Origin of the sequence: Micromonospora sp. NPDC047134 (genome assembly GCF_040643455.1) — a bacterium.
Taxonomy (GTDB): Bacteria; Actinomycetota; Actinomycetes; order Mycobacteriales; family Micromonosporaceae; genus Micromonospora.
This window is the reverse complement of the sequence record NZ_JBEYUI010000004.1, coordinates 62,945-84,329: the sequence shown is the minus strand read 5'-3', so window position 1 is coordinate 84,329 and position 21,385 is coordinate 62,945. Positions and strand designations below refer to the sequence as shown.

The following is a 21,385-nucleotide window of genomic DNA, read 5'->3' as shown; positions in this document are numbered from 1 at the left end:
GAGGAGAGACATGTCCGGTATGCGTCGCGCTCCGCGTTCGATGCCGTCCCCCGGTGCCACCGCGGTGGCGTCCTCGCCCTGGATCCTGATCTCGATCGGGGTGGGCGCGATGGTGGTGCTGCTCGTCATCGCGGTGGGGGCATACCGGGGGCCCGGAGCCGACTACGACCCCACCCCGCCGTTGGGTGCGGTGCCGCCGCCACGCGCCACCTCGGCCGGGTGGGGGGCCTCCGGCCTACCGTCGCAGCCGGTGCCGGGCCTGTCTCCGCGTCGCACCGACCCACCCACCCCGACCGGTACGGCGGCCATGCCCGCGCCCGAGCCTGAGCCCTCGGCCGGGCAACCCTCCCGCTCGGCGGCACCGACCTATGCGGCACCCGAGGTCAGCAGCCCGCCGATCGCCCGTCCACCCGCCACACCGGCCTCGCCGATTCAGGCGCGCTACCGGGTGACCGAGACCTTCGACGGCGGATTCATCGCGGAGCTGTCGATCCGTAACACCTCCCGGCGCGACCAGGAGTGGGTGGCCCGGGTCGAGTACCCCGGCGGTCGGGTGGTCACCGCCTGGCTGGAGGGGGTGCCGCAGGGGACCTTCCGCGATGCCGGCGGCACCCTGACCTACCGCAGCGGCCCGGATCTGGCGGCCGGTGCGGCCGTAGCCCTGCGGTTCCACATCGAGTTCGCCTCGCCCCGCCCGGCGCGTTGTGTCGTGTCCGGACGGACCTGCGACGGCCTCTGAGGACCCTCCCGCTGTTGCGCGGTGCTTTCAAGCTTGCGCAAGGTGTCGACAACATTGCCGGTTCGTTTGCAAGGTATTGCAGAACCTTTCGGCAAGGGCTAGCGTGCGGGCCAGTCAGCGACCAGAGGAAGGCCGTCGATGAAGCCCCCGCCGAAACCCCGCAGCGCCCTGTTCCCCCTCGTCCTGCTGCTCACCCTCACCCTGCTCGGGGCACCGGTCGTGGTGCACCAGAGCCCCGCCGTGGCCGCCCCGGGCACCGGCTCGCTGAGTCCCACCGGGGCCGTCACCTGGCAGTCCGAGCCCAGCGCCAAGGCTCTGCTGGCGGCGGGCGCCAACTCGGCCCGCGCCGAGCAGTTCTACTTCGTACTGCCCGACCGGTTCGCCAACGGCGACCCGCGCAACGACCGGGGTGGGCTGACCGGAGACCGGCTGCGCACCGGGTACGACCCCACCGACAAGGGGTTCTACCAGGGCGGCGACCTCAAGGGCCTGACCGATCGGCTGGACTACATCCAAGGGCTGGGCACGACCGCGATCTGGCTCGCGCCGGTGTTCAAGAACCGGCCCGTGCAGGGCGAGGGAGACGACGTCTCGGCCGGCTACCACGGCTACTGGATCACCGACTTCACCCAGGTCGACCCGCACTTCGGCACCGCCGCCGACCTGAAGAAGCTGGTCGCCTCGGCCCATCGACGGGGCATCAAGGTCTACCTCGACGTGATCGTCAACCACACCGCCGACGTGATCACCTACGCCGAGGACAGGTACAGCTACCTCGACAAGAAGACCGCGCCGTACCGCGACGCGCAGGGCCGGCCCTTCGAGGACCGCAACTACGCCGACGGCAGCCGTACCTTCCCGCAGGTGAACAACCGGTCCTTCCCGTACACCCCGACCTTCGCCAGCCCGGCGGACGCCAAGGTCAAGGTGCCCGGCTGGCTGAACGACCCGACCATGTACCACAACCGGGGTGACTCCACCTTCGTCGGCGAGAACAGCGAGTACGGCGACTTCTTCGGCCTGGACGACCTGTGGACCGAGCGGCCCGAGGTGGTCCGGGGCATGACCAAGATCTACGCCGACTGGGTACGCGACACCGGGGTGGACGGGTTCCGGCTGGACACCGTCAAGCACGTCAACATGGACTTCTGGCCGCAGTTCAGCCAGGGCATCGACCAGGCCGCCGCCCGCGCCGGCAAGAAGGACTTCTTCATGTTCGGCGAGGTCTACAGCGCCGACCAGGAGATCACCTCCAGCTACGTACGGCAGGGTGGGCTGCCGGCCACCCTGGACTTCGCCTTCCAGGAGGCGGCCCGGGGCTACACCGCCGGCGACGGCTCCGCCAAGACCCTGGCCGAGGTGTACGCCCGCGACGACCTGTACGCCGCCCGGGACACCCACGCCGGGCGACTGCCCACCTTCCTGGGCAACCACGACATGGGTCGGATCGGCTCCTTCATCGCCGCCGGCCCCACCGACCCGGCCACCCACCTGCGCCGTGACCAGTTGGCCCACGAGCTGATGTTCCTCACCCGGGGCCAGCCGGTGATCTACTCCGGTGACGAGCAGGGCTTCACCGGCGCGGGCGGGGACAAGGACGCCCGGCAGCCGATGTTCGCCTCGCGGACCCCGGACTACCTCGACGACGACCTGCTCGGCACCGACCGCACCCACGCCCAGGACCAGTTCGACCGCGGCCACCCGCTGTACCGGACCATCGCCGCCCTGGGCCAGCTGCGCCAGGCCCACCCGGCGTTGCGCGACGGGGTGCAGGTGACCCGGCACGCGGCCGAGGGGCCGGGGGTCTTCGCCTTCTCCCGGTTCGACCCGGACAACCGCACCGAGTACCTGGTGGCGGTCAACAACGCGGCCACCCCCCAGACCGTCACGGTGGACACCTGGTCGCCCGGTGCCACCTTCGCCGGGGTCTACGGCAGCACCGGTCGGCCCAGGGCGGCCGGGGACGGCAAGCTGACCGTCACCGTGCCGCCGCTGTCGGCCGTGGTGCACCGGGCCGGCAAGCCGGTGGCCCTGCCCACCGCCAAGCCGGGCCTGACCATCACCGCTCCGGAGGCACCCCAGGCCACCCGGGCCGAGGTCACCGCCCAGGTGACCGGGGACCCACTGGCCACGGTCACGATGGCGGCCCGGGTCGCCGGTGGCCGGTGGACCCTGCTCGGCACCGCCCATCGGGCGCCGTACACCGTGCACCACGACCTGACCGGGCTGGCCGCCGGCACCAAGGTCGACTACCTGGCGGTGGTCCGCGACGGGCGGGGCCGCGCCGCGACCGCCCGGGGGGCCACCACGGTCGGCACCCCCGACCAGGTCGGCTCCTCCCGGGACTGGCTGGTGGTGCACTACCAGCGGCCCGACGGCGACTACCCCGACTGGGGGCTCTACACCTGGGGTGACATCGACCCCGAGTACGCCACCGAATGGCCGAAGGGGCAGCCCTTCGCCGGGACGGACGCCTACGGCCGGTTCGCCTGGGTCAAGCTGAAGCCGGGCGCGAAATCGGTCGGCTTCCTGGTGGTCGATGCGGACGGCACCAAGGACGTCGACAATGACCGGGTGGTGGATGTGACGCAGACCGGGGAGGTCTGGGTCAAACAGGGTGACCCGGCGACCTACCAGAGGCGGGAGGAGGCGGCCGGTGGGCCCGCGCCGCCGGTCGAGGAGGGCACGGCGGTGCTCCACTACCGCCGGTCCGACGGCAACTACGAGGGTTGGGGTCTGCACCTGTGGGACGGCGCCGCCAACCCCACCGACTGGGCGCGACCGATGCCGCCGACCCGGATCGACTCCTTCGGCGCCGAGTTCCGGGTGCCGCTGGCCGAGGGCGCTACCGGGCTGAGCTACATCATCCACCGGGGCGACGAGAAGGATCTGCCGCAGGACCAGCGGCTCGACTTCGCCGAGGCCGGACGTGAGGTGTGGTTGCTGGCCGCCACCCAGGGCCGGCTGCTGCCGACCACGACCACCGGCACCGGTACGGACACCGACATCGGCCGGCAGAAGGCCCACTGGATCGACCGGTCCACCGTGGCCTGGCGCACCGGCGCAGGCGACGGCAAGGCGTACGCCCTGGTGACCGCCCCGGCCGGCGGGGTGCGGGTGGTCGACGGCGAGCTGGTCGGGGCGTACACCTCGCTGCCGTTGACCGCGCAGCGCAACGGACTCACCGAGGCCCAGCGGGCGGCCTTCCCGCACCTGTGGGACCACCGGACCTTCACCCTGGACCGGCGAGACCTGGCCAAGGTGCCGGCCGCGTTGCGCGGGCAGGTGTTGGTGACCGAGCGGGCCGCCGACGGGACCCTGCTCGGCGCGACCGGGGTGCAACTCCCGGGGGTGCTCGACGACCTCTACGCCCCGGCGACGGCCGCTCGACTGGGGGCGACCTTCACCGGCGGGGTACCGACCCTGGCGGTCTGGGCCCCGACGGCCCGCAGCGTGTCGCTGGAACTGTTCGACTCGCCCACCGCGACTCCGCGCCTGGTGCAGATGCGCCGGGACGACCGCACCGGAGTCTGGTCGGTGCGCGGGGCCCGGGACTGGACCGGCCGGTACTACCGGTACCGGGTGCAGGCCTGGCAACCGGCCGCCCAGCAGATGGTCACCGCCTCGGTGACCGACCCCTACTCGGTGGCCCTGGCGGCGGACTCCACCCACAGCCAGATCGTCGACCTGGCCGACCCGAAGCTGGCCCCGCCCGGCTGGGCGAAGCTGCGCAAGCCGGCCGCCCCGCCGGCCGCCAAGGTGCAGATCTCCGAGCTGTCGGTACGCGACTTCTCCATCGCCGACAGCACCGTCCCGGCCGACCGGCGGGGCACCTTCCTGGCCTTCACCGACCCGAACACGGCCGGGATGAAGCACCTGCGGGCGATCAGCGAGGCCGGCGTCAACCACCTGCACCTGCTGCCGACCTTCGACTTCGCCACCATTCCCGAACGGCGGGCCGACCAGCGGCAGCCGGACTGCGACCTGGCCGCCCTGCCGCCGGACTCGGAGCGCCAGCAGGAGTGCATCGCCGCGGTGCGCGAGCGCGACGGCTACAACTGGGGGTACGACCCGCTGCACTACACCGTCCCGGAGGGTGGGTACGCCGTCGACCCGGACGGTGCCGGGCGCACCACGGAGTTCCGGCAGATGGTCGCCGGGATCAACGGGGCCGGTCTGCGGGTGGTGCTCGACGTCGTCTACAACCACACCTCGGCCGCCGGTACGGACCCCCGCTCGGTGCTCGACCAGATCGTGCCCGGCTACTACCACCGGCTGCTCGACGACGGGACGGTGGCCACCTCCACCTGCTGCGCCAACACCGCACCCGAACACGCGATGATGGGCAAGCTGGTGGTCGACTCGATGGTCACCTGGGCCAAGGCGTACAAGGTCGACGGTTTCCGGTTCGACCTGATGGGCCACCACCCGAAGGCGAACATCCTGGCCGTACGCGCCGCGCTGGACAAGCTGACCGTGGCCCGGGACGGGGTGGACGGCCGGAAGATCCTGCTCTACGGCGAGGGCTGGAACTTCGGCGAGGTGGCCGACGACGCCCGGTTCGTACAGGCCACCCAGGCCAACATGGCCGGCACCGGGATCGGCACCTTCAACGACCGGCTGCGCGACGCGGTGCGCGGCGGTGGGCCCTTCGACGACAACCCGCGTCAGCAGGGCTTCGCCTCCGGGCTGTTCAGCGACCCCAACGGCGACCCGATCAACGGCAGCACCGCCGAACAGCGGGCCCGGCTGCTGCACCAGCAGGACCTGATCAAGGTCGGGCTGGTCGGCAACCTGCGCGGCTACCGGTTCACCGACTCGGCGGGCCGGACGGTCACCGGCGACCAGGTGGACTACAACGGCTCGCCCGCCGGCTACACCGACTCGCCCGGCGAGGCGATCACCTATGTCGACGCCCACGACAACGAGATCCTGTACGACGCGTTGGCGTACAAGCTGCCCCAGGCCACCCCGGCCACCGACCGGGCCCGGATGCAGGTGCTCGCCCTGAGCACGGTGGTGCTGGGTCAGGGGGCCGGCTTCGTCACCACCGGCACCGAGCGGCTGCGGTCGAAGTCACTCGATCGAAATTCGTACAATTCGGGGGACTGGTTCAACCAGATCCGTTGGGACTGCGCCCAGGGCAACGGGTTCGGCGCCGGTCTGCCGCCCGCCGAGGACAACCGGGACAAGTGGCCGTACGCGAAGCCGCTGCTGGCCGATCCGTTGCTGGTGCCGGACTGTGCCGCGATCGAGTTGACCGACGCCCGGTACGCCGAACTGCTGCGGATCCGTAACTCCTCCCCGGTGTTCGGGCTGTCCACGGCACAGGAGGTGCAGCGGCGGGTCAGCTTCCCGCTGTCCGGGCCGGACGAGACGCCGGGGGTGCTGACCATGACCCTGGACGCCCGGGGCCTCGGCGGGGCCTGGAAGTCCGTGACCGTGGTCTTCAACGGCACCCCGGAGGCGGCCACCCAGCGGGTGACCGGGCTGCGGGGCGCGGACGTGACGTTGCACCCGATGCTGCGTTCCTCGGCCGACCCGGTGCTGCGGACCGCCGCCTTCGCCGCGCCGACCGGCACCTTCACCGTCCCGGCGCGCAGTGTGGCCGTCTTCGTGCAGCGGTAGGCCGTACCACCACGAACGGGGGCTGGACCGCACGGTCAGCCCCCGTTCGTGCCCGCAGCAATCAGCCACCGACGGCCGGCTCCCTTCCGTGGTCGGAAGGGAGCCGGTCTGCGGTCGGAGCCGGTGTCAGTACCGGTCAACCGGGTGGATCAGCCGAAGCAGCCGTCCGGAACCACCGGGCTGCCGAGGCAGTTGGTGGGGCGGTTGTCGGTGATGACGGACTTGTCGTCCAACACCACGCCGTCGTTGTTGGTGAAGACGCCGCCCGGCTTGTTGCGGGCGGAGTTGTGGGCCACCTCGGTCTTGGTCAGGTAGACCCAGCCGCCCTTGTTGAAGATGCCACCGCCGACAGCGAACAGGCCGATGGCACGGTTGCCGGTGACCTCGGTGTCCCGCAGCGTGGTCTTGCTGTCCTCGTTGAACAGGCCGGCGCCGAAGAACCCGGCGATGTTGTCCTTGATGGCGCTGTCGTCGACCGTGGCGGTGCTCCAGTCGACCACTGCCAGGCCGCCGCCGACACCTGCGGTGCTGTTCTTCGCGACCGTGCTGTGCGCCAGGGTGAGCTGGCTCTTCTTGGCCGCGAGGATGCCGCCACCGGCGATCAGCGCGGCGTTGTCGGAAACCTTCGAGTGCTTGACGGAGGTCTGACCGCCGATGTCGAGGATGCCGCCGCCGAAGCCGGTGGTCTCGTTCCCCTCGATCTCGGACTTCTCGACGTACAACGTGCCGTTGTCGATGCCGGCGTGGTGCAGCTTGTCCTTGTGCGGCTTGAACTTGACCAGACCGTTGGAGATGCCCGCACCGCCGATGATCGCCTGGTTGTTCTTCACCGCCGACTTCTCGATGTTGAGGACGCCGACGTTGAGGATGCCGCCGCCGAAGAGGAAGGCGGTGTTGTCGACGACGCGGCTCTCGTGGAGCAGGGTCTGGCCGTAGTTGGCCACGGCACCACCGTTGGCACCGGACTGGTTCTCGACGAACTCGGTGTCGTGGACATCGGCCCGGCCGCCCGGCTGCACCAGCAGGCCCGCGCCGTCAAAACGGCCCGGCTCCCAGTCGCCCTCGGCCTCGACCTGCTCCTCGGACTGCCACTCCTGCTCCCCGTCGACCTGGGCGGTGGCGGGCACCGCCGCCGCGTCGGTCTCGGCCGGCGCCTTCGGCGCGGCCTGCAACGCGGTGGCCAGCGGCTTGCCGCCCTGTACGGCGTCCGTCGCCTCGCCCGAACCCGAGAACTGTGACCACGTCTTCCGCGGCTCCGGCGCCGAGACCTTCTTGGCCGGCCCGGTCTGGCCGCCCTTGATGGTCAGGCCCTTGAGGGTGAGGTCCCCGCCGGGACCGACATTGAGAATGCGGAACGGCTTGGCCGTGGCATCCCGCTCGATCTTGGTTTTGTCGCCCTTGAGGGTGATCGGTTGGGTGATCTTCGGTAGGCCGTTGCCCCACTTGTCGTGCCGGGTGAGCTTGTAGGTGCAGTGCTCGGCCAGGCTCAGGGTGGCACCGTTCCTGTTGTTGGCGAGGGTGATCGCCTCGATCAGCTTGTCGGTGTCGCAGGGCACCTCCCTCGCCCGCTCATCGTGCCGATCGCGGTCCCGCTTCTTGCCGTCGTGTTCCGCCTCCTTGCCGTGTTCCGCTTCGCCCTGGACGTCGTCGCGGATGACCTGCTGGGTGGTCGACCACTTCACCCCGTCACTGCCGCCGACCGCCCCGGCACCAGCGACGCCGACCGCGGCGATGCTGACCACGCCGGTCAATCCGGCAACGCCGCTGGCCACCCAGAGCTTGCGGCGACGCTTCGGCGTCGGCCGATCATCGTTGTTCGCTAGGTAGTTGGACATCGGAGCTTTTGCCCTCTCCTCGTACCAGACAGGGTCGCTCCGCCTCAGGCGGGCGTCCCCCGCTACAAATCGGTTGTAGCTCCCGAAACCAACAGTAAGAGAATCTTCCTCACCTCGCGGTCAAATGCGAAAGGAACCCGCATTAGGTGCATTCGCTGTCCCGCGCACCCAAGCCCTCATCCCCACCCCACCGTGGCCGCACCCCGGACAGGCGGCTGATCAAGAGCTTTTGGTCGTGCTACACGCCATTCGTGACGCAACCTTCTCGATCAACATGGCTGGGCGGGCGGCGGGAGAAGGGGGAGGGCTTCTCCGGGGCGCCGGGTGGCGGCCCGGAGAAGCCCTCCGGCTATGTGGTCTAGCTCTCTCGGTATGTCTCAGCCGAAGCAGCGGTCCGGAATGACCGGGCTGCCGAGGCAGTTGGTCGGGCGATTGTCGACGACCGTGGATTTGCTGTCGATGTCGACGCGGTCGTTGTTGGTGAAGATGCCGCCCGGCTTCTTGGTGGAGAAGTTGAAGGCCACCTTCGACCGGATCAGACTGACCTTGCCGCCGTCGTTGTAGATCCCGCCGGCCTGTGCATACCCACCGACCGCCTGGTTGGCGAGTACCTCGGTGTCCCGCAGCACGGTGAAGCCGAAGTTGAAGATTCCGCCACCGTCGCCGTCGGAGACGTTCTCCTTGACGAGGCTGTGCTCGATGACGGCCTTGGTGCCCGTACCGATGCCGATGCCGCCGGCCCGGCCCTGGGTGGAGTTCTTCGCGACGAGCACGTGCTTGAGGGTCAGCTGGCTGTCGACGTTGGCGAGCACACCGCCGACATCGGAGCCCGCGGTGTTGTCGGTGAACTCGCTGTGGCTGGCCGAGGTGGTCCCGCCGTTGTCGGCCAGGCCGCCACCGTCACCCGCGGTCCGGTTGTGACTGATCTTGCTCTTGAAGATGTAGACGGTGCCGCCCTCGATCCCGTACTTGTCGGACGAGCCGTTGGCGATGCCGCCGCCGCCTTCCTCGGCGCTGTTGCGAACCACCTCGGACTGCTCGACCTGGAGAGCTCCGGCGTTGAAGATGCCGCCGCCGAAGCCACCGGCGCTGTTGCGCTCGATCAGGGTCCCGTCGATGCGGGTGGCGCCGAAGTTGGCGATGGCACCGCCGTCGCCGGCCGCGTGATTCTGTACGAAGGTGCTGTGCTCGACGACGGCGCGACCACCCTGGTGGACCAGGAGACCCGCGCCCTCGGTGGGCGTGTGCCCGTGCCCGCCGGTGGGCCACGGAGCCGGCGTCACCTCCGAGCCGGGCTCGCCGGCTCCGGGCGCGGCCGCCGGTGCCGCTGCCGCCCGAGGCGCGGCTGCTGCCTGAGGGGCGACCGCCGGTGTCCCGGGCGCGGCGTCAGCCGCCTCCGGCGTGGCCGTGGGAGCCGTCGTTTCCCCCTTCGACCCCCACCGTACGCGGGGCTTCGAGTCGTCCTTCTTCTTGTCGTCCTTGAGCTGGCCGCCCTTGATGGTCAGGCCCTTGAGGGTGAGTTCCCCGCCAGGGCCGACGTTGAGGATGCGGAACGGCTTGGCCGTCGGATCCCGCTCGATCCGGGTCTTGTCGCCCTTGAGGGTGATCGGCTGATTGATCCGTGGCAGGCCGTTACCCCACTCGTCGTGCCGGGTCAGCGTGTAGGTGCAGTGCTCGGCCAGCTTCAGGGTCGCGCCGTCGGTCCGGTTGGCCAGGGTGATCGCGTCGATCAGCTTGTCGGTGTCGCACGGCACCTCCTTCACCCGTTCTCGACCGTCGAAGCGCTTGCCCTTGCCGTCCCGGTCGCCCTTGCCGTCCCGGTCGCCTCGGTCGCCCTTGCCGGACTCCGTGCCACCGGTCTCCTCGGCCTTGTCCGCGTCGCTGACGTGCTGTTTCGGTGCCGACGCCTGCGTGTTCGACGCCTGTTGCCGCTCGCCGGACTTCTGGTTACGGGCGGCCACGCCGCCCACGGCGGCCAGGCCGACGACGCCGGTCAAGCCGGCTACCCCGGCGGCCACCCAAAGTTTCCGTCGTCCTCGTCTCGGTGGGGCCATGGGGGCCTCACCGGAGGGAGTCGTTAGGTTGGACATCAGAGCTTTCCGCCCTTCCTGCTACCAAACGGGCTCGCACCACCCGAAGGAGGCGCGTCAGCTACAAATCGGTTGCAGCCTCCGACGACCACCGTATGAGAAGGATCCTCGCGACACGGGCGTATCCGAAAAACCCCCGCATTAGATGTATTCCGGGCATGTGCCGGTCACAGCGCCAGCCTGGGCAAGAAGCGGGTGACCGGACCAAACAAGGACGGGCCCCGCTCGGGGTGTGCTGGACGTACGAAACGTCGCACACCGCCGGGCGGGGCCCGTCGGGCGGTCGTGGCGCGGTCAGCCGGGCAGGCGCGGCCCCGCCTCGCGCTGCTCGGTCAACCAGGTCTCCACCTCGTCGGAGCGGCGGGGCAGGCCCGCCGACAGGTTCACCGCACCGGAGTCGGTGACCAGGATGTCGTCCTCGATCCGGATGCCGACCCCCCGCAGCTCCTCGGGGACCAGCTCGTCCTCGGGCTGGAAGTACAGCCCCGGCTCGACCGTGAGCACATATCCCTCGCCCAGGTTGCCGTCGCGGTAGGCCTCCTTGCGGGCGTTGGAGCAGTCGTGCACGTCGATGCCGAGCATGTGGCCGAAGCCGTGCAGGGTCCACCGGCGGTAGACGGTGGAGTTCTCGTCCATGGCCTCGTCCACGCTCACCGGCAGCAGCCCCAGGTCGGCCAGGCCCTCGGCGAGCACCCGCATACAGGTCAGGTGGACCTCCTTGAAGGCCACCCCCGGCTTGATGACGTCGATGCCGGCCTGCTGCGAGGCGTACACGATGTCGTAGACCTGGCGCTGGAGGGGGGTGAACCGGCCGTTGACCGGCAGCACCCGGGTCACATCGGCGGTGTAGAGGTTGCGGCCCTCCACCCCCATGTCCATCAGCAGCAGTTCGCCCGGCCGGGTGACCCCGTGGTTGTGCACCCAGTGCAGGATCGTGGCGTGCTCCCCGGCGCCGACGATCGAGCCGTAGCCGACGTCGTTGCCGTCGTGCCGGGCCCGCAGGGCGAAGACCCCCTCCAGCAGCCGCTCCGAGACCCCCCGGTCGGCCGGCAGCACCCGGGCCACATCCTCGAAGCCGCGTACGGTGGCGTCGATCGCCTCCTGCAACTGGCTGATCTCCCACTCGTCCTTGACGAGCTTCTGCTCGGAGATGGCGATGGCCAGCTCCCGGTCCCGGGCGGGCTGACCCTCCTCGCGCGGACCGTCGTAGGCGCGGACCGCGGCGTCCACCCGGGGGTCGAAACCGCGCAGCACCCGGGTACGCGCCGGGGCCAGCTCGGCCAGCGCCGAGTCCAGCTCGGCCAGATCCACCGTGGGCAGGCCCAGCTCGGTGGACTTCTCGCCGAGGGTGTGCCGCCGGCCCACCCACAGCTCGCCGTGCCGGCTGCGGAAGAACTCGTCGTTCTCCCGCGAGCTGCGGGGCCGCATGTACAGGATCGGGTCGTGCCCGGAACCGTTGGGCCGCAGCACCAGGACGCTGTCCGGGTCGTGGTCGCCGGTCAGGTACGCGAAGTCGCTGCCCGGACGGAACCGGTACTCGGTGTCGTTGGCGCGGATCTTCTCCCCGCCGGTGGGGATCACCAGGGTCTCGCCCGGGAAGGCGGCCGACAGCGCGGCTCGCCGCTTGGCGTAGTTCGGCACCTCCGGTCGGGGGCCTACCGGCAGGGTGGTGTCCCGCCAACCCTGCCGCATGAACGCCAGGAACGCCGGGGGGAAGTCCGGGTCGTGTGACTCGGTGCCGTCGGCCGGCTTGCCGTCGGTGCGTTCCTCGGTCATGCCCGCTCCCTTCATGTCGTCGCTGGCCCCGACCGTACCGCGAATCCGGTCCGCACCGGCCATGGTGATCATTTCGTGCTGCGCGCCGGGACCCTCTCCGGGCCCTCGGTGGGGGAGCCCGCCCGTGCCGCAACGCCCGATTCGTACGCATGGAAAGATGACGACCATGTGCGGACTCCTGGCTTTTTTCAGTGCGCGCGGCGACGCCGCCGCTCACCGCGACAGCATCGCCGGAGCGTTGGAATGCCTGCACCACCGCGGCCCGGACGAGACCGGTGTCGAGGTGGTCGGGGACGCCACCGGCCAGTACGCGGACGGGGTCTTCGCCCACAAGCGGTTGGCGATCATCGACGTCGCGCTCAGCCATGAGCCGCTGCCCTACGCCGACGGGCGCTACCTGCTGACCTTCAACGGCGAGATCTACAACTACATCGAGCTGCGCGAGGAGCTGATCCGCGAGCACGGGGCCCGGTTCGCCACCAACGGTGACGGGGAGGTGATCGTCGCCGGCTACCACTACTGGGGCGAGCAGGTGCTCACCCGGCTACGGGGCATGTTCGCCTTCGTCATCTGGGACCGGCAGGCCCGCCGCGCCTTCGGCGCCCGGGACTACTACGGCATCAAGCCGCTGCACTACCTGGAGACCGCCGACGGGCTCTACCTGGCCTCGGAGAAGAAGGCCCTGCTGCCCTTCGCGCACTCCGCGCACATCGGCGACGCCGGGGTCGACACGGCCAACCTCAGCCACTACCTGACCCTGCAGTACGTCCCCGAGCCGGGCACCCTGCACAAGCAGATCAGTCGGATCGGGTCGGGGGAGTACCTCACCTGGTCCCCGGGTGGCCGGATCGACATCCGCCGCTGGTACCGCCCGGTGTTCCGGCCCGCCCCGGTCGCCGACGAGCAGCAGCTCTACCACGAGATCCGGGAGACCCTGCGGGAGAGCGTACGGATGCACATGCGCTCGGACGTGCCGGTCGGCTCCTTTCTGTCCAGCGGCATCGACTCCACCGCGGTGGTGGCCCTGGCCCGGGAGTTCAACCCGAACATCCTCACCTTCACGGTCGGCTACGACGTCCCGGGCTACTCGGAGATCGATGTCGCCCAGGAGTCGGCCCGGCACCTCGACGTGACCACCATCCCGACCAAGATCGGGCCGCAGGACATGATCGAGGCGCTGCCGAAGATCGTCTGGCATCTGGACGACCCGGTGGCCGACCCGGCCCTGGTGCCGCTCTACTTCGTCGCCAAGAAGGCCGCCGAGCACGTCACCGTGGTGCTCTCCGGCGAGGGGGCCGACGAGTTCTTCGGCGGGTACACCATCTACCGGGAACCCCTCTCCCTGAGCGGCGTCAACGGGCTGCCCGGCGGGGTGCAGAAGGGCCTGCGGGCGGTGTCCAAGGCCATCCCGCAGGGAGTCAAGGGCAAGAGCTTCCTGGAGCGCGGCACCACCCCGATCGAGCAGCGCTACTACGGCAACGCCCGGATGTTCACCGAGGAGGAGAAGCAGCACCTGCTGCGCCGCTACGACCCCTCGGTGCGCTACACCGACGTCACCGCCCCGATCTACGCCGAGTGCACCGAGCTGGACGACGTCACCAAGATGCAGTACGTCGACCTCTACACCTGGCTGCGCGGCGACATCCTGGTCAAGGCCGACCGGATCTCCATGGCGCACTCCCTGGAGGTGCGGGTGCCCTTCCTCGACCGGGCGGTCTTCGAGGTGGCGGCCAAGATCCCGGTGGAGCTGAAGCTGCCACCCCGCTCGGACACCACCAAGTACGCCATGCGTCAGGCGTTGCAGGGAGTGGTGCCGCCGGCCATCGTCAACCGCAAGAAGCTCGGCTTCCCGACCCCCACCCGGGTCTGGCTGCGCGGCGAGATGTACGAGTGGGCCCGGCACGTGCTGAGCACCTCCGGCGCCGGTGACCTGCTCGACCTGTCGTACGCCCTGCGCCTGCTGGAGGAGCACAAGCGGGAGGAGGCCGACCACTCCCGCAAGGTGTGGACCGTGCTGATCTTCTGCATCTGGCACGCCATCTTCGTGGCGAAGACCCTGGACCCGGGCATCCAGCGCAACCAGTCCGCCCTGCTCACCAAGCCGGTCGTCGGCTCGATGGTCCGCTGACCTGTCAAGTCGTTCGTTTCAACGAGAGATAGATCAGCTACTGAAGAGTAATATTTGCTAAAGTTTGATCATGGACTAACCTCCAGGCCAGAGTCGGCCGACCGGTGATCTGCCGGAGGAGGCGGCCATGAACAGCCAAACTGATGTCGATCGTCGTCAACCGCCAACGATCTCCACTCCTCGTTTCGTGGGGCGGGACCGCGAGATGCGGGCGTTGTTCGGCGCACTCGGACAACCGCCCGCCGTGGTCCTGCTGGAGGGCGAGGCCGGCATCGGCAAGACCCGGCTGTTGCGGGAGTTCCTGGCATCTCCCGCCGGTCAGGGTCACCGGGCCCTCGTCGGTTCCTGCCCACCGCTGCGTGAGCCCTACACCCTCGGCGCAGTGGTCGACGCGGTGCGCGAGGGCGTCGGCAATGTCGCCGGGCTGCGGCTGAGCGGCCTGGCCGGAGCGCTTCGGCCGTTGTTTCCCGAATGGGCGGCCGACCTGCCACCCGCACCGGAGCCGATCGAGGATCCGACGGCGGCGCGGCACCGACTCTTCCGCGCCTTCGTCGAGTTGCTCGGCCGCCTCGACGTAGCTGTGCTGGCGCTCGAGGACGTGCACTGGGCCGACGACGCCACCCTTGAGTTCCTGCTGTTCCTGGTCTCGCGCCGCCCCCAGCCGGCGAGCATAGTCGTGACCTACCGGCCCGAAGAGCTACCGGCCGACTCGTTGCTCCTGCGGCTGTCCTCTCGGCTGCCCGCCGACGCTCGCCTGTCCAGGGTGGAACTCGAGCCGCTGTCAGTCGATGACACGGCCGCCTTCGTCTCCTCGATGCTGGCCGACGAGCACGTCTCCGCCGAGTTCGCGGCCTTCCTGCACCAACGCACCGACGGCGTACCCATGGCGGTGGAGGAATCGATACGCCTGATGCGGGAACGTGCCGACCTGGTCCGCCTTGCCGGCGGCTGGGCGCGCCGTCGGCTGAGCCACATCGAGGTGCCGCCGACGATCCGTGACGCCGTGCTCGAACGTGTCGCCCGACTGCGGCCCGACACCGTCGCCATCCTGCGTGCCGCCGCGGTGCTCGCCGCCCCCGCCGATTACCTGACCCTCAACGCGGTCGCCGGTCTGCCGCCGGAGCGGGCCGGCGTCGCCGCGGCGGAGGCGCTCGGCTGCGGCCTGCTGCGCGAGGACCGGCGTGGGAAGGTGTCGTACCGTCACTCCCTGGCCTGCCGCGCGGTGTACGAGGCCGTCGCGGTGCCGGAACGCCACCTCATGCATCTGCGGGCCGGCAGGGCACTGGAAGGATCGGTGCTGCCGCCGGTGGCGCAGTTGGCCCACCACTTCCGGCAGGCCGGCGAGACCGAGGCATGGTGCCGATACGCCGAACAGGCAGCCGACCTCGCCGCCCAATCCGGTGACGCGGCCACGGCCGCACTCCTGCTGCACCGGCTGGTCACCAGCGTTGACCTGCCGGTCGAATCGCTGGTGCGGCTCGTGATGAAAATCCAGTTCCAGCCGTTGCCCGACGCAGACCCGTATTCGGACATCGTCGGTGTCCTGCGGTCCGCGCTGCGGAAGGAAGCGCTGACGTCGCAGCAGGAAGCAGCGGTACGTTTTCAGCTCGGCCGGGTCCTCATGGTGGCGGGTGCCTGGGAGGAGGCCCGACTCGAGGTCGAGCAGGCGACGGTCAATCTGGCGCCGGACTCGGAGCAGGCCGCGCGAGCGCGGATCTTTCTTGCCCTTTCTCCCGGCACCGCCCGGCTGACCGAGGAGCAGCTGCGTCAGCTGCGCGAGGTACCGGCGGCCACGTTGTCGATCACGCCATACGAGCGACTGCGCCTGCTCCAGGAGCGGACGTTCGCGCTGCTCATGCTCGGCGAGGAGACCGCCTGGGCCGAGGTGCAGCAGCTTCCCCAGGAGAGCCCGGATCCTCGCCAACGTGGGCTGATCGCGGCGAGCCACGCGAATATCGCCGAGATGGCGATGCGTTGGGGTCGATACGACGAGGCCCGCCTGCGACTGGCCAAGGCCAGAGACCTTGCCGACAGATACCAGCTTGGGATGCTGTTCGGCGCCATCGCGGTAATCGAGGCACACCTGGACTGGTTCACCGGCGCCTGGGCCGGCCTGGCGGACCGGGCCGCCGCACTGATGGCCGCGCCCGACGGGGTGTGGCTGAGGGACCAGCGCGAGGCGGCCCTGGTGGCAGGCCTGCTGCATGCGCTCAACGGAGACCGGGAACAGGCGGAACGCCATCTGCTCGTCGCCGGCAGGGACGATCAGCAACGCATCGAATCCACGGCAGCGCTGGCCCGACTGCGACTGCGCGACGGATGCGTCGAGGAAGCGCTCCGCATGACCGAGGGGCCCGGAGAGGTAGCACTACGCAACGGAATCTGGGCGCGTGGCGCGGAAATCGCGCCCGTGCGGGTTGAGGCTCTGGTTGCCGCTGGTCGAATCGACCAGGCCGACGATCTGGTCGGCGCCTTTCAACGCGCCCTGGGCGACGCGCCCGCCCCGGCACCGCAGGCGTCCCTGGCGCTGTGCCGCGCGATCCTCGCCGAAGCCCGCGGGCAGGCCGCCCGGGCCGCCGAGCTGTTCGCTGACGCGGTCGCAGCGTGGCAGGCGTTGCCTCGCCCGTACGATGCGCTGCTCACCCGGGAGCGCCACGCCCGCTGCCTGCTCACCGCCGGCCAACCCGACGTGGCCTTGCCGATGCTCGCCGAGACAGCACGGGCCCTGACGGAACTGGGCGCCGGCATCGACGCCGACCGGATCTTGCAGGCTTTGCAGGAGTACGGGTGGAAAGGCGGCATGACGCGGGGCCGCGGCCGGCCGAGCTACGGCAACCAACTGTCGCCGCGCGAGCGTGAAGTGGCCCGCCTGCTGGTCGGTGGGTGGACGAACCGCCAGATCGCCGACGAGCTGATGGTGTCCACGCAGACCGTCTCCAGCCAGATCAAGTCGGCCATGCGCAAGTTGCAGGTGACCTCCCGCACGGGACTCGCACTCAAGATCATGGAACTTGGCCTCGTCGAGCATGAGGCACTTCCGCCGGCGCAGGACGAAAAAATTCAGCCCCCGTCAGGCGGCACGAAATAAATCCGTGGGTGCGCGGGCGGTTTAAATCCTGCACTTGGCCAATCGATCTACGGTCAAGGTGATCCCACACTGTCCTCATGGAGCCAGGACAACCGTCTATGCCTGAGTCATCAGACAGCTCGCCGGAGTCGTCGAGCGGGTCGAACGGCCGCGCGGAGCTGGCACGACCGTCGATCGACTCGGCAGTTGCATCGAATAGTACAGATGCGGGCGGAGTTGATGTCGATGGCGAATACGAGCCGCTCTAGCGAAGGTCGAGGGTCGACAGCGGGGTTTCTCTTTCGGCTGCACGACCATTTTCGGTACGTCGGCGGAGCAGGTACCAGTTAGCAGGAGGAATTTGATGCGATCCACACGCCATCATCCAGGCACCTGCCTGGCCGTATCTCGGCAGGAGGCCGACAGATGAGGCCGAGTCCGGCTATGAAGCCCATCGGGCGACGCCTGGGCGCCCTGACCGTCGGTCTGACCATCTTCGGGATGGTCGTGTCAACCTCGCCGGCGAACGCCGACACGCCAACCCAGCAGGGTCCGGGACCGGATGTCACGGCGCCCCGGAGCCTGCCGGTAACCATCAGCGAAGACGCCCTGCGGGTCGCTGCCGGATCCGGCGCAAGTCTGCCGCTGACACTGATCACCGGCGACAAGGTGCATGTCGGTATCGGCGCGGACGCGAAACCGGTCGTACGGGAGATCGAAGCCGCCCCCAGACCCGACGGCGAAACCGTCACCTTCCACACCATCACCAGGAAGGGCAGCGTCTACGTCGTACCGAACGACGCACTGTCGCTGATCGAGCAGGGACTGCTGGACTGGGGCCTGTTCGACCTTGCCAAGCTGGCCGCGCACGTGGCGGAGGGCACGGTCGGCCGGGTGCCGGTGCTGATCACCTACCACCAGAACCTCCGGATGCGGGCGGCACCGAAGGTGGCCGGTGCACAAACCGGGTCCACTCTGGCCAGCATCAACGCCCAGTCGATGGACATCCAGGGTGACGGCCGCTGGTGGCAGGAGGTGCGCGGCAATGACGACGTCGGCGTGGCAGCCGCCAGGACTGCCGGTGCACTGTCCGGAGTCAAGAAGGTATGGCTCAACGAACTGGCCCGCATCAACCTTGACACCTCCGTAGCGCAGATCAATGCGCCGATCGTGTGGGACCGCGGCTACGACGGGTCGGGTGTGACCGTCGCGGTACTCGACAGTGGTATCGATCCCAATCACCCGGATGTGGCCGGCAAGATCGTCGAGCAGGTCGACTTCACTGGTGACGCGAGCGGCCCGAAGGACGGGCACGGGCATGGGACGCACGTGGCGGCTACCGTCGCCGGCAGCGGTGCCGCCTCCGACGGACTGCGCAAGGGAGTGGCGCCGGCGGCGAAACTCATGGTCGGCAAGGTCTGCAACGATGGCGGCTCCTGCCCCACCGATGCCGTCATCGCCGGTATGGAGTGGGCTGCCCACTCCGACGCCAAGGTCGTGAACATGAGCCTCGGCGGCGGGGCCACCGACGGAACCGACCCGTTGAGCGAGGCGGTCAACAACCTGAGCCGCAGCACGGGAACCCTCTTCGTCGTCTCGGCGGGCAACTCCGGACCAGGCAGCGGCACTGTCGGAGCCCCGGGAGCTGCCGACGAGGCACTGACCGTGGCGGCCGTGGACAAGCAAGACGCCATGGCCGGCTTCTCCAGCCGCGGACCGCGAATAGGAGACAACGCGGCGAAGCCGGACATCGCCGCTCCAGGCGTCGAGATCGTCGCTGCGCGCGCCGCCGGTACGGCGATGGGTACCGTGGTGGACGAGCACTACACCAGCGCCAGCGGCACCTCGATGGCCGCCCCGCACGTTGCCGGAGCCGCGGCCATCATCGCGGAGAAGTACCCGGAGCTGACTGGGCAAGAGATCAAAGGACTCCTGATGTCCACCGCCATGGACCTCGGGCACGACGTGTACGCCCAGGGCGTCGGCCGGGTCGACCTGGCCCGAGCCGTCGACCCGACCATCAGCACCACCGGAAACCTGCACTTCGGCCGGCACACCTACCCCCACTCACCGGTGGTCAGGACGCTCACCTACACCAACCACACCGACCAGCCGATCATGCTGAATCTCTCGGCCTCGGTCGCCTCCAACGGCCAGTCCGCTCCCGCAGGGCTGTTCAGCTTCGGCACCGACCCGGTGACCGTGGCCGCGCACGGGACCGCGGAGGTGCCCGTCACCGTCGACGGCAGGGTGTTGGAGGACGGTGGGCAGTACGGCAGCTACAGCGGTGTGCTGACAGCTCGGGATGCCGACGGCGTCGTGCAGGCGTCCAATCGGATCAGCGCCTTCCTCGAGCCGGAGCGCATCGAGCTGACCATCAACGTCATCCCACCGGCCGGTGCCACCTCCGTCAGGTACGGCAACGCACTGATCGTTCCGGTGGATGACAAGGTGCACCTGCACGACGACGCGGTGGGCGTGCCCGGCAGTGACCGGATGACCGCACGCCTGTTCGAGGGCACCTTCGCCGCCGCCCTCTCGGTCACCTGGCAGGACGCGCGCGGCGAGCAGCACAGCGCACTACCGATGGCCCCCGAGGTGAAGCTGAGCAAGCCCACCACCGTCACCCTCGACCTGCGTAAGGCGAAACCGGTCAGGGCGAAGACCCCGAAGCCGACGGAAACCTACTTCGCGGCCCAGGTCATCCAGCGGACGTCCGCTACCGGTGACTGGGACATGACGGCGCAACAAACCGCATCGAACTACGGCGCCTACGACCCGAACTGGTGGGCCCTGCCCACCGACAAGGTGCGTACCGGCACCCTGACCCACAGCGCCTACCTGGTGCAGACCACACCTCTGATCACCATGAAGGTCACCGGTGGGGACAGCTCCTTCGACCTGTCCGCCCGCTACAGCACCCCGGACGCCTCCGTGTATCGCAACGACCTGCAGTGGACGGAGGGGGAGAACACCTTCTCTCAGCCGCTGCGGCTGCGGGTTCCCCGGCTGCCGAACAGCGGGACGAAGGCTGTCGTCTACGGCGGCATGGGATTGGCGGACGACCTGGCGAAGATCGATGCCAGGGGCAAGCTGGTGCTGCTGACACCGACCGACATCTGCCCGGCGACGACCTGTCAGGTCACCTCGCTGCGGGAACGGGTTGCGGCGGTGGCTGCCGCGGGGGGTGTCGGCGTGCTGGTGGCCGGCCCGCCGGGTCTGCAAAGACTGACGTTCGTCGAGCCCACCATCGTCTGCCCGGACGGGCCGGAGAGCTGCCCGGCAATCGAACCGTACGCCGCGCTGCCGATCCTGACCGTGCCGGCGGATGAGGCCAACCAGCTGATCGCGCGGCTCGAGGCCAAGCCGAAGAAGGCCTCGTCCGTCCGAATCAAGCTCGGCGGCAGCCCCGACCCGCAGGTCTACACCCTCGCGTTCCACGACTCGGGTCGGGTGCCCAACAAGCTGCCGTACCAGGTGCGACACAACGACCTTGACCGGGTCGACCACCGATTCCACGCCAGCCGGCCGGGAGAGGTCACCAGCCTGACGTGGGGGCAGTGGACCGAATCCGGCCCGGACCCGGTGTCCGCCAGCCTGCCGCTCACGAGCACGCAAGACAAGCTCACCACGTTCGTCACCCGGCAGAAGAACGCCATCAACAAGTTCGCATTCACGTGGGTCGACCACACCGAAACGCCGACCCCATCGTCGAATCAGCAGGAAGACCAGGAGTTGCTGGCCGGTGTGGCGCAGACGGTCTACTGGAACACCGGTCCGACCCTGCCCGGTGCGGTGCCGCAGGTCCGTACCAGGTCGGGCTTCACCCTCGACACGGGAACGCTCTGCGCAGGGTGCCGGCAGGCTGACACCTTCTACCCGAACATGTATCTGACCACCAGCAGCGGCGGCCGCCAGGCGATGATCGGCATCGTCAACAACGAGGGGCTCGCCGAGGGGTACTTCGGAATCAACAACTGCGAGCCGTCCGCGTGTGACTTCAGGCTCGCCGATGAGTCCGGCAACGAACTTGAACGCCGGCTCGCGCCCTTCTCCGCCGTGATCGGCAGCGGTGCGGCCGGTGACCCGGTGGCCCGGACCTCCGGTGGCCAGCGATGAGGG

The 21,385-nt window shown here is 69.5% G+C and carries 8 protein-coding genes; 5 read left to right on the top strand and 3 right to left on the bottom strand.

Going from position 1 to position 21,385, the window contains the following annotated elements:
* The first annotated feature begins 10 nt into the window (after positions 1-10).
* A complete protein-coding gene (locus ABZ795_RS07670) occupies positions 11-739 on the top strand; it encodes a cellulose binding domain-containing protein (protein WP_357529734.1) in 729 nt (242 codons plus the stop codon).
* 138 nt (positions 740-877) lie between these two features.
* Positions 878-6,367 carry a pullulanase-type alpha-1,6-glucosidase gene (pulA, locus tag ABZ795_RS07665; protein ID WP_357529733.1) on the top strand — a complete coding sequence of 1,830 codons (5,490 nt, stop codon included), beginning with the start codon at positions 878-880 and terminating at the stop codon, positions 6,365-6,367.
* Between the two features lie 149 nt (positions 6,368-6,516).
* Here the strand turns inward: pulA and ABZ795_RS07660 are convergent, their stop codons facing one another.
* From ABZ795_RS07660 to ABZ795_RS07650, 3 genes are all read right to left on the bottom strand, one after another.
* Entirely contained in the window at positions 6,517-8,202 is a 1,686-nt protein-coding gene (locus ABZ795_RS07660; protein ID WP_357529732.1) for a right-handed parallel beta-helix repeat-containing protein, read from the bottom strand.
* Between the two features lie 377 nt (positions 8,203-8,579).
* A complete protein-coding gene (locus ABZ795_RS07655; RefSeq protein ID WP_357529866.1) occupies positions 8,580-10,295 on the bottom strand; it encodes a right-handed parallel beta-helix repeat-containing protein in 1,716 nt (571 codons plus the stop codon).
* A 291-nt stretch (positions 10,296-10,586) separates the two neighbouring features.
* A complete protein-coding gene (locus ABZ795_RS07650; protein WP_357529731.1) occupies positions 10,587-12,068 on the bottom strand; it encodes an aminopeptidase P family protein in 1,482 nt (493 codons plus the stop codon).
* Between the two features lie 166 nt (positions 12,069-12,234).
* On the opposite strand from ABZ795_RS07650, the gene asnB reads away from it, so the two are divergent.
* From asnB to ABZ795_RS07635, 3 genes are all read left to right on the top strand, one after another.
* Entirely contained in the window at positions 12,235-14,196 is a 1,962-nt protein-coding gene (asnB, locus tag ABZ795_RS07645; protein ID WP_357529865.1) for an asparagine synthase (glutamine-hydrolyzing), read from the top strand.
* A gap of 127 nt (positions 14,197-14,323) precedes the next feature.
* Positions 14,324-17,284, top strand: a complete 2,961-nt coding sequence (locus ABZ795_RS07640) for an AAA family ATPase (RefSeq protein ID WP_357529730.1) — start codon at positions 14,324-14,326, stop codon at positions 17,282-17,284.
* 423 nt (positions 17,285-17,707) lie between these two features.
* A complete protein-coding gene (locus ABZ795_RS07635; protein ID WP_357529729.1) occupies positions 17,708-21,382 on the top strand; it encodes a S8 family serine peptidase in 3,675 nt (1,224 codons plus the stop codon).
* Positions 21,383-21,385: the final 3 nt, after the last annotated feature.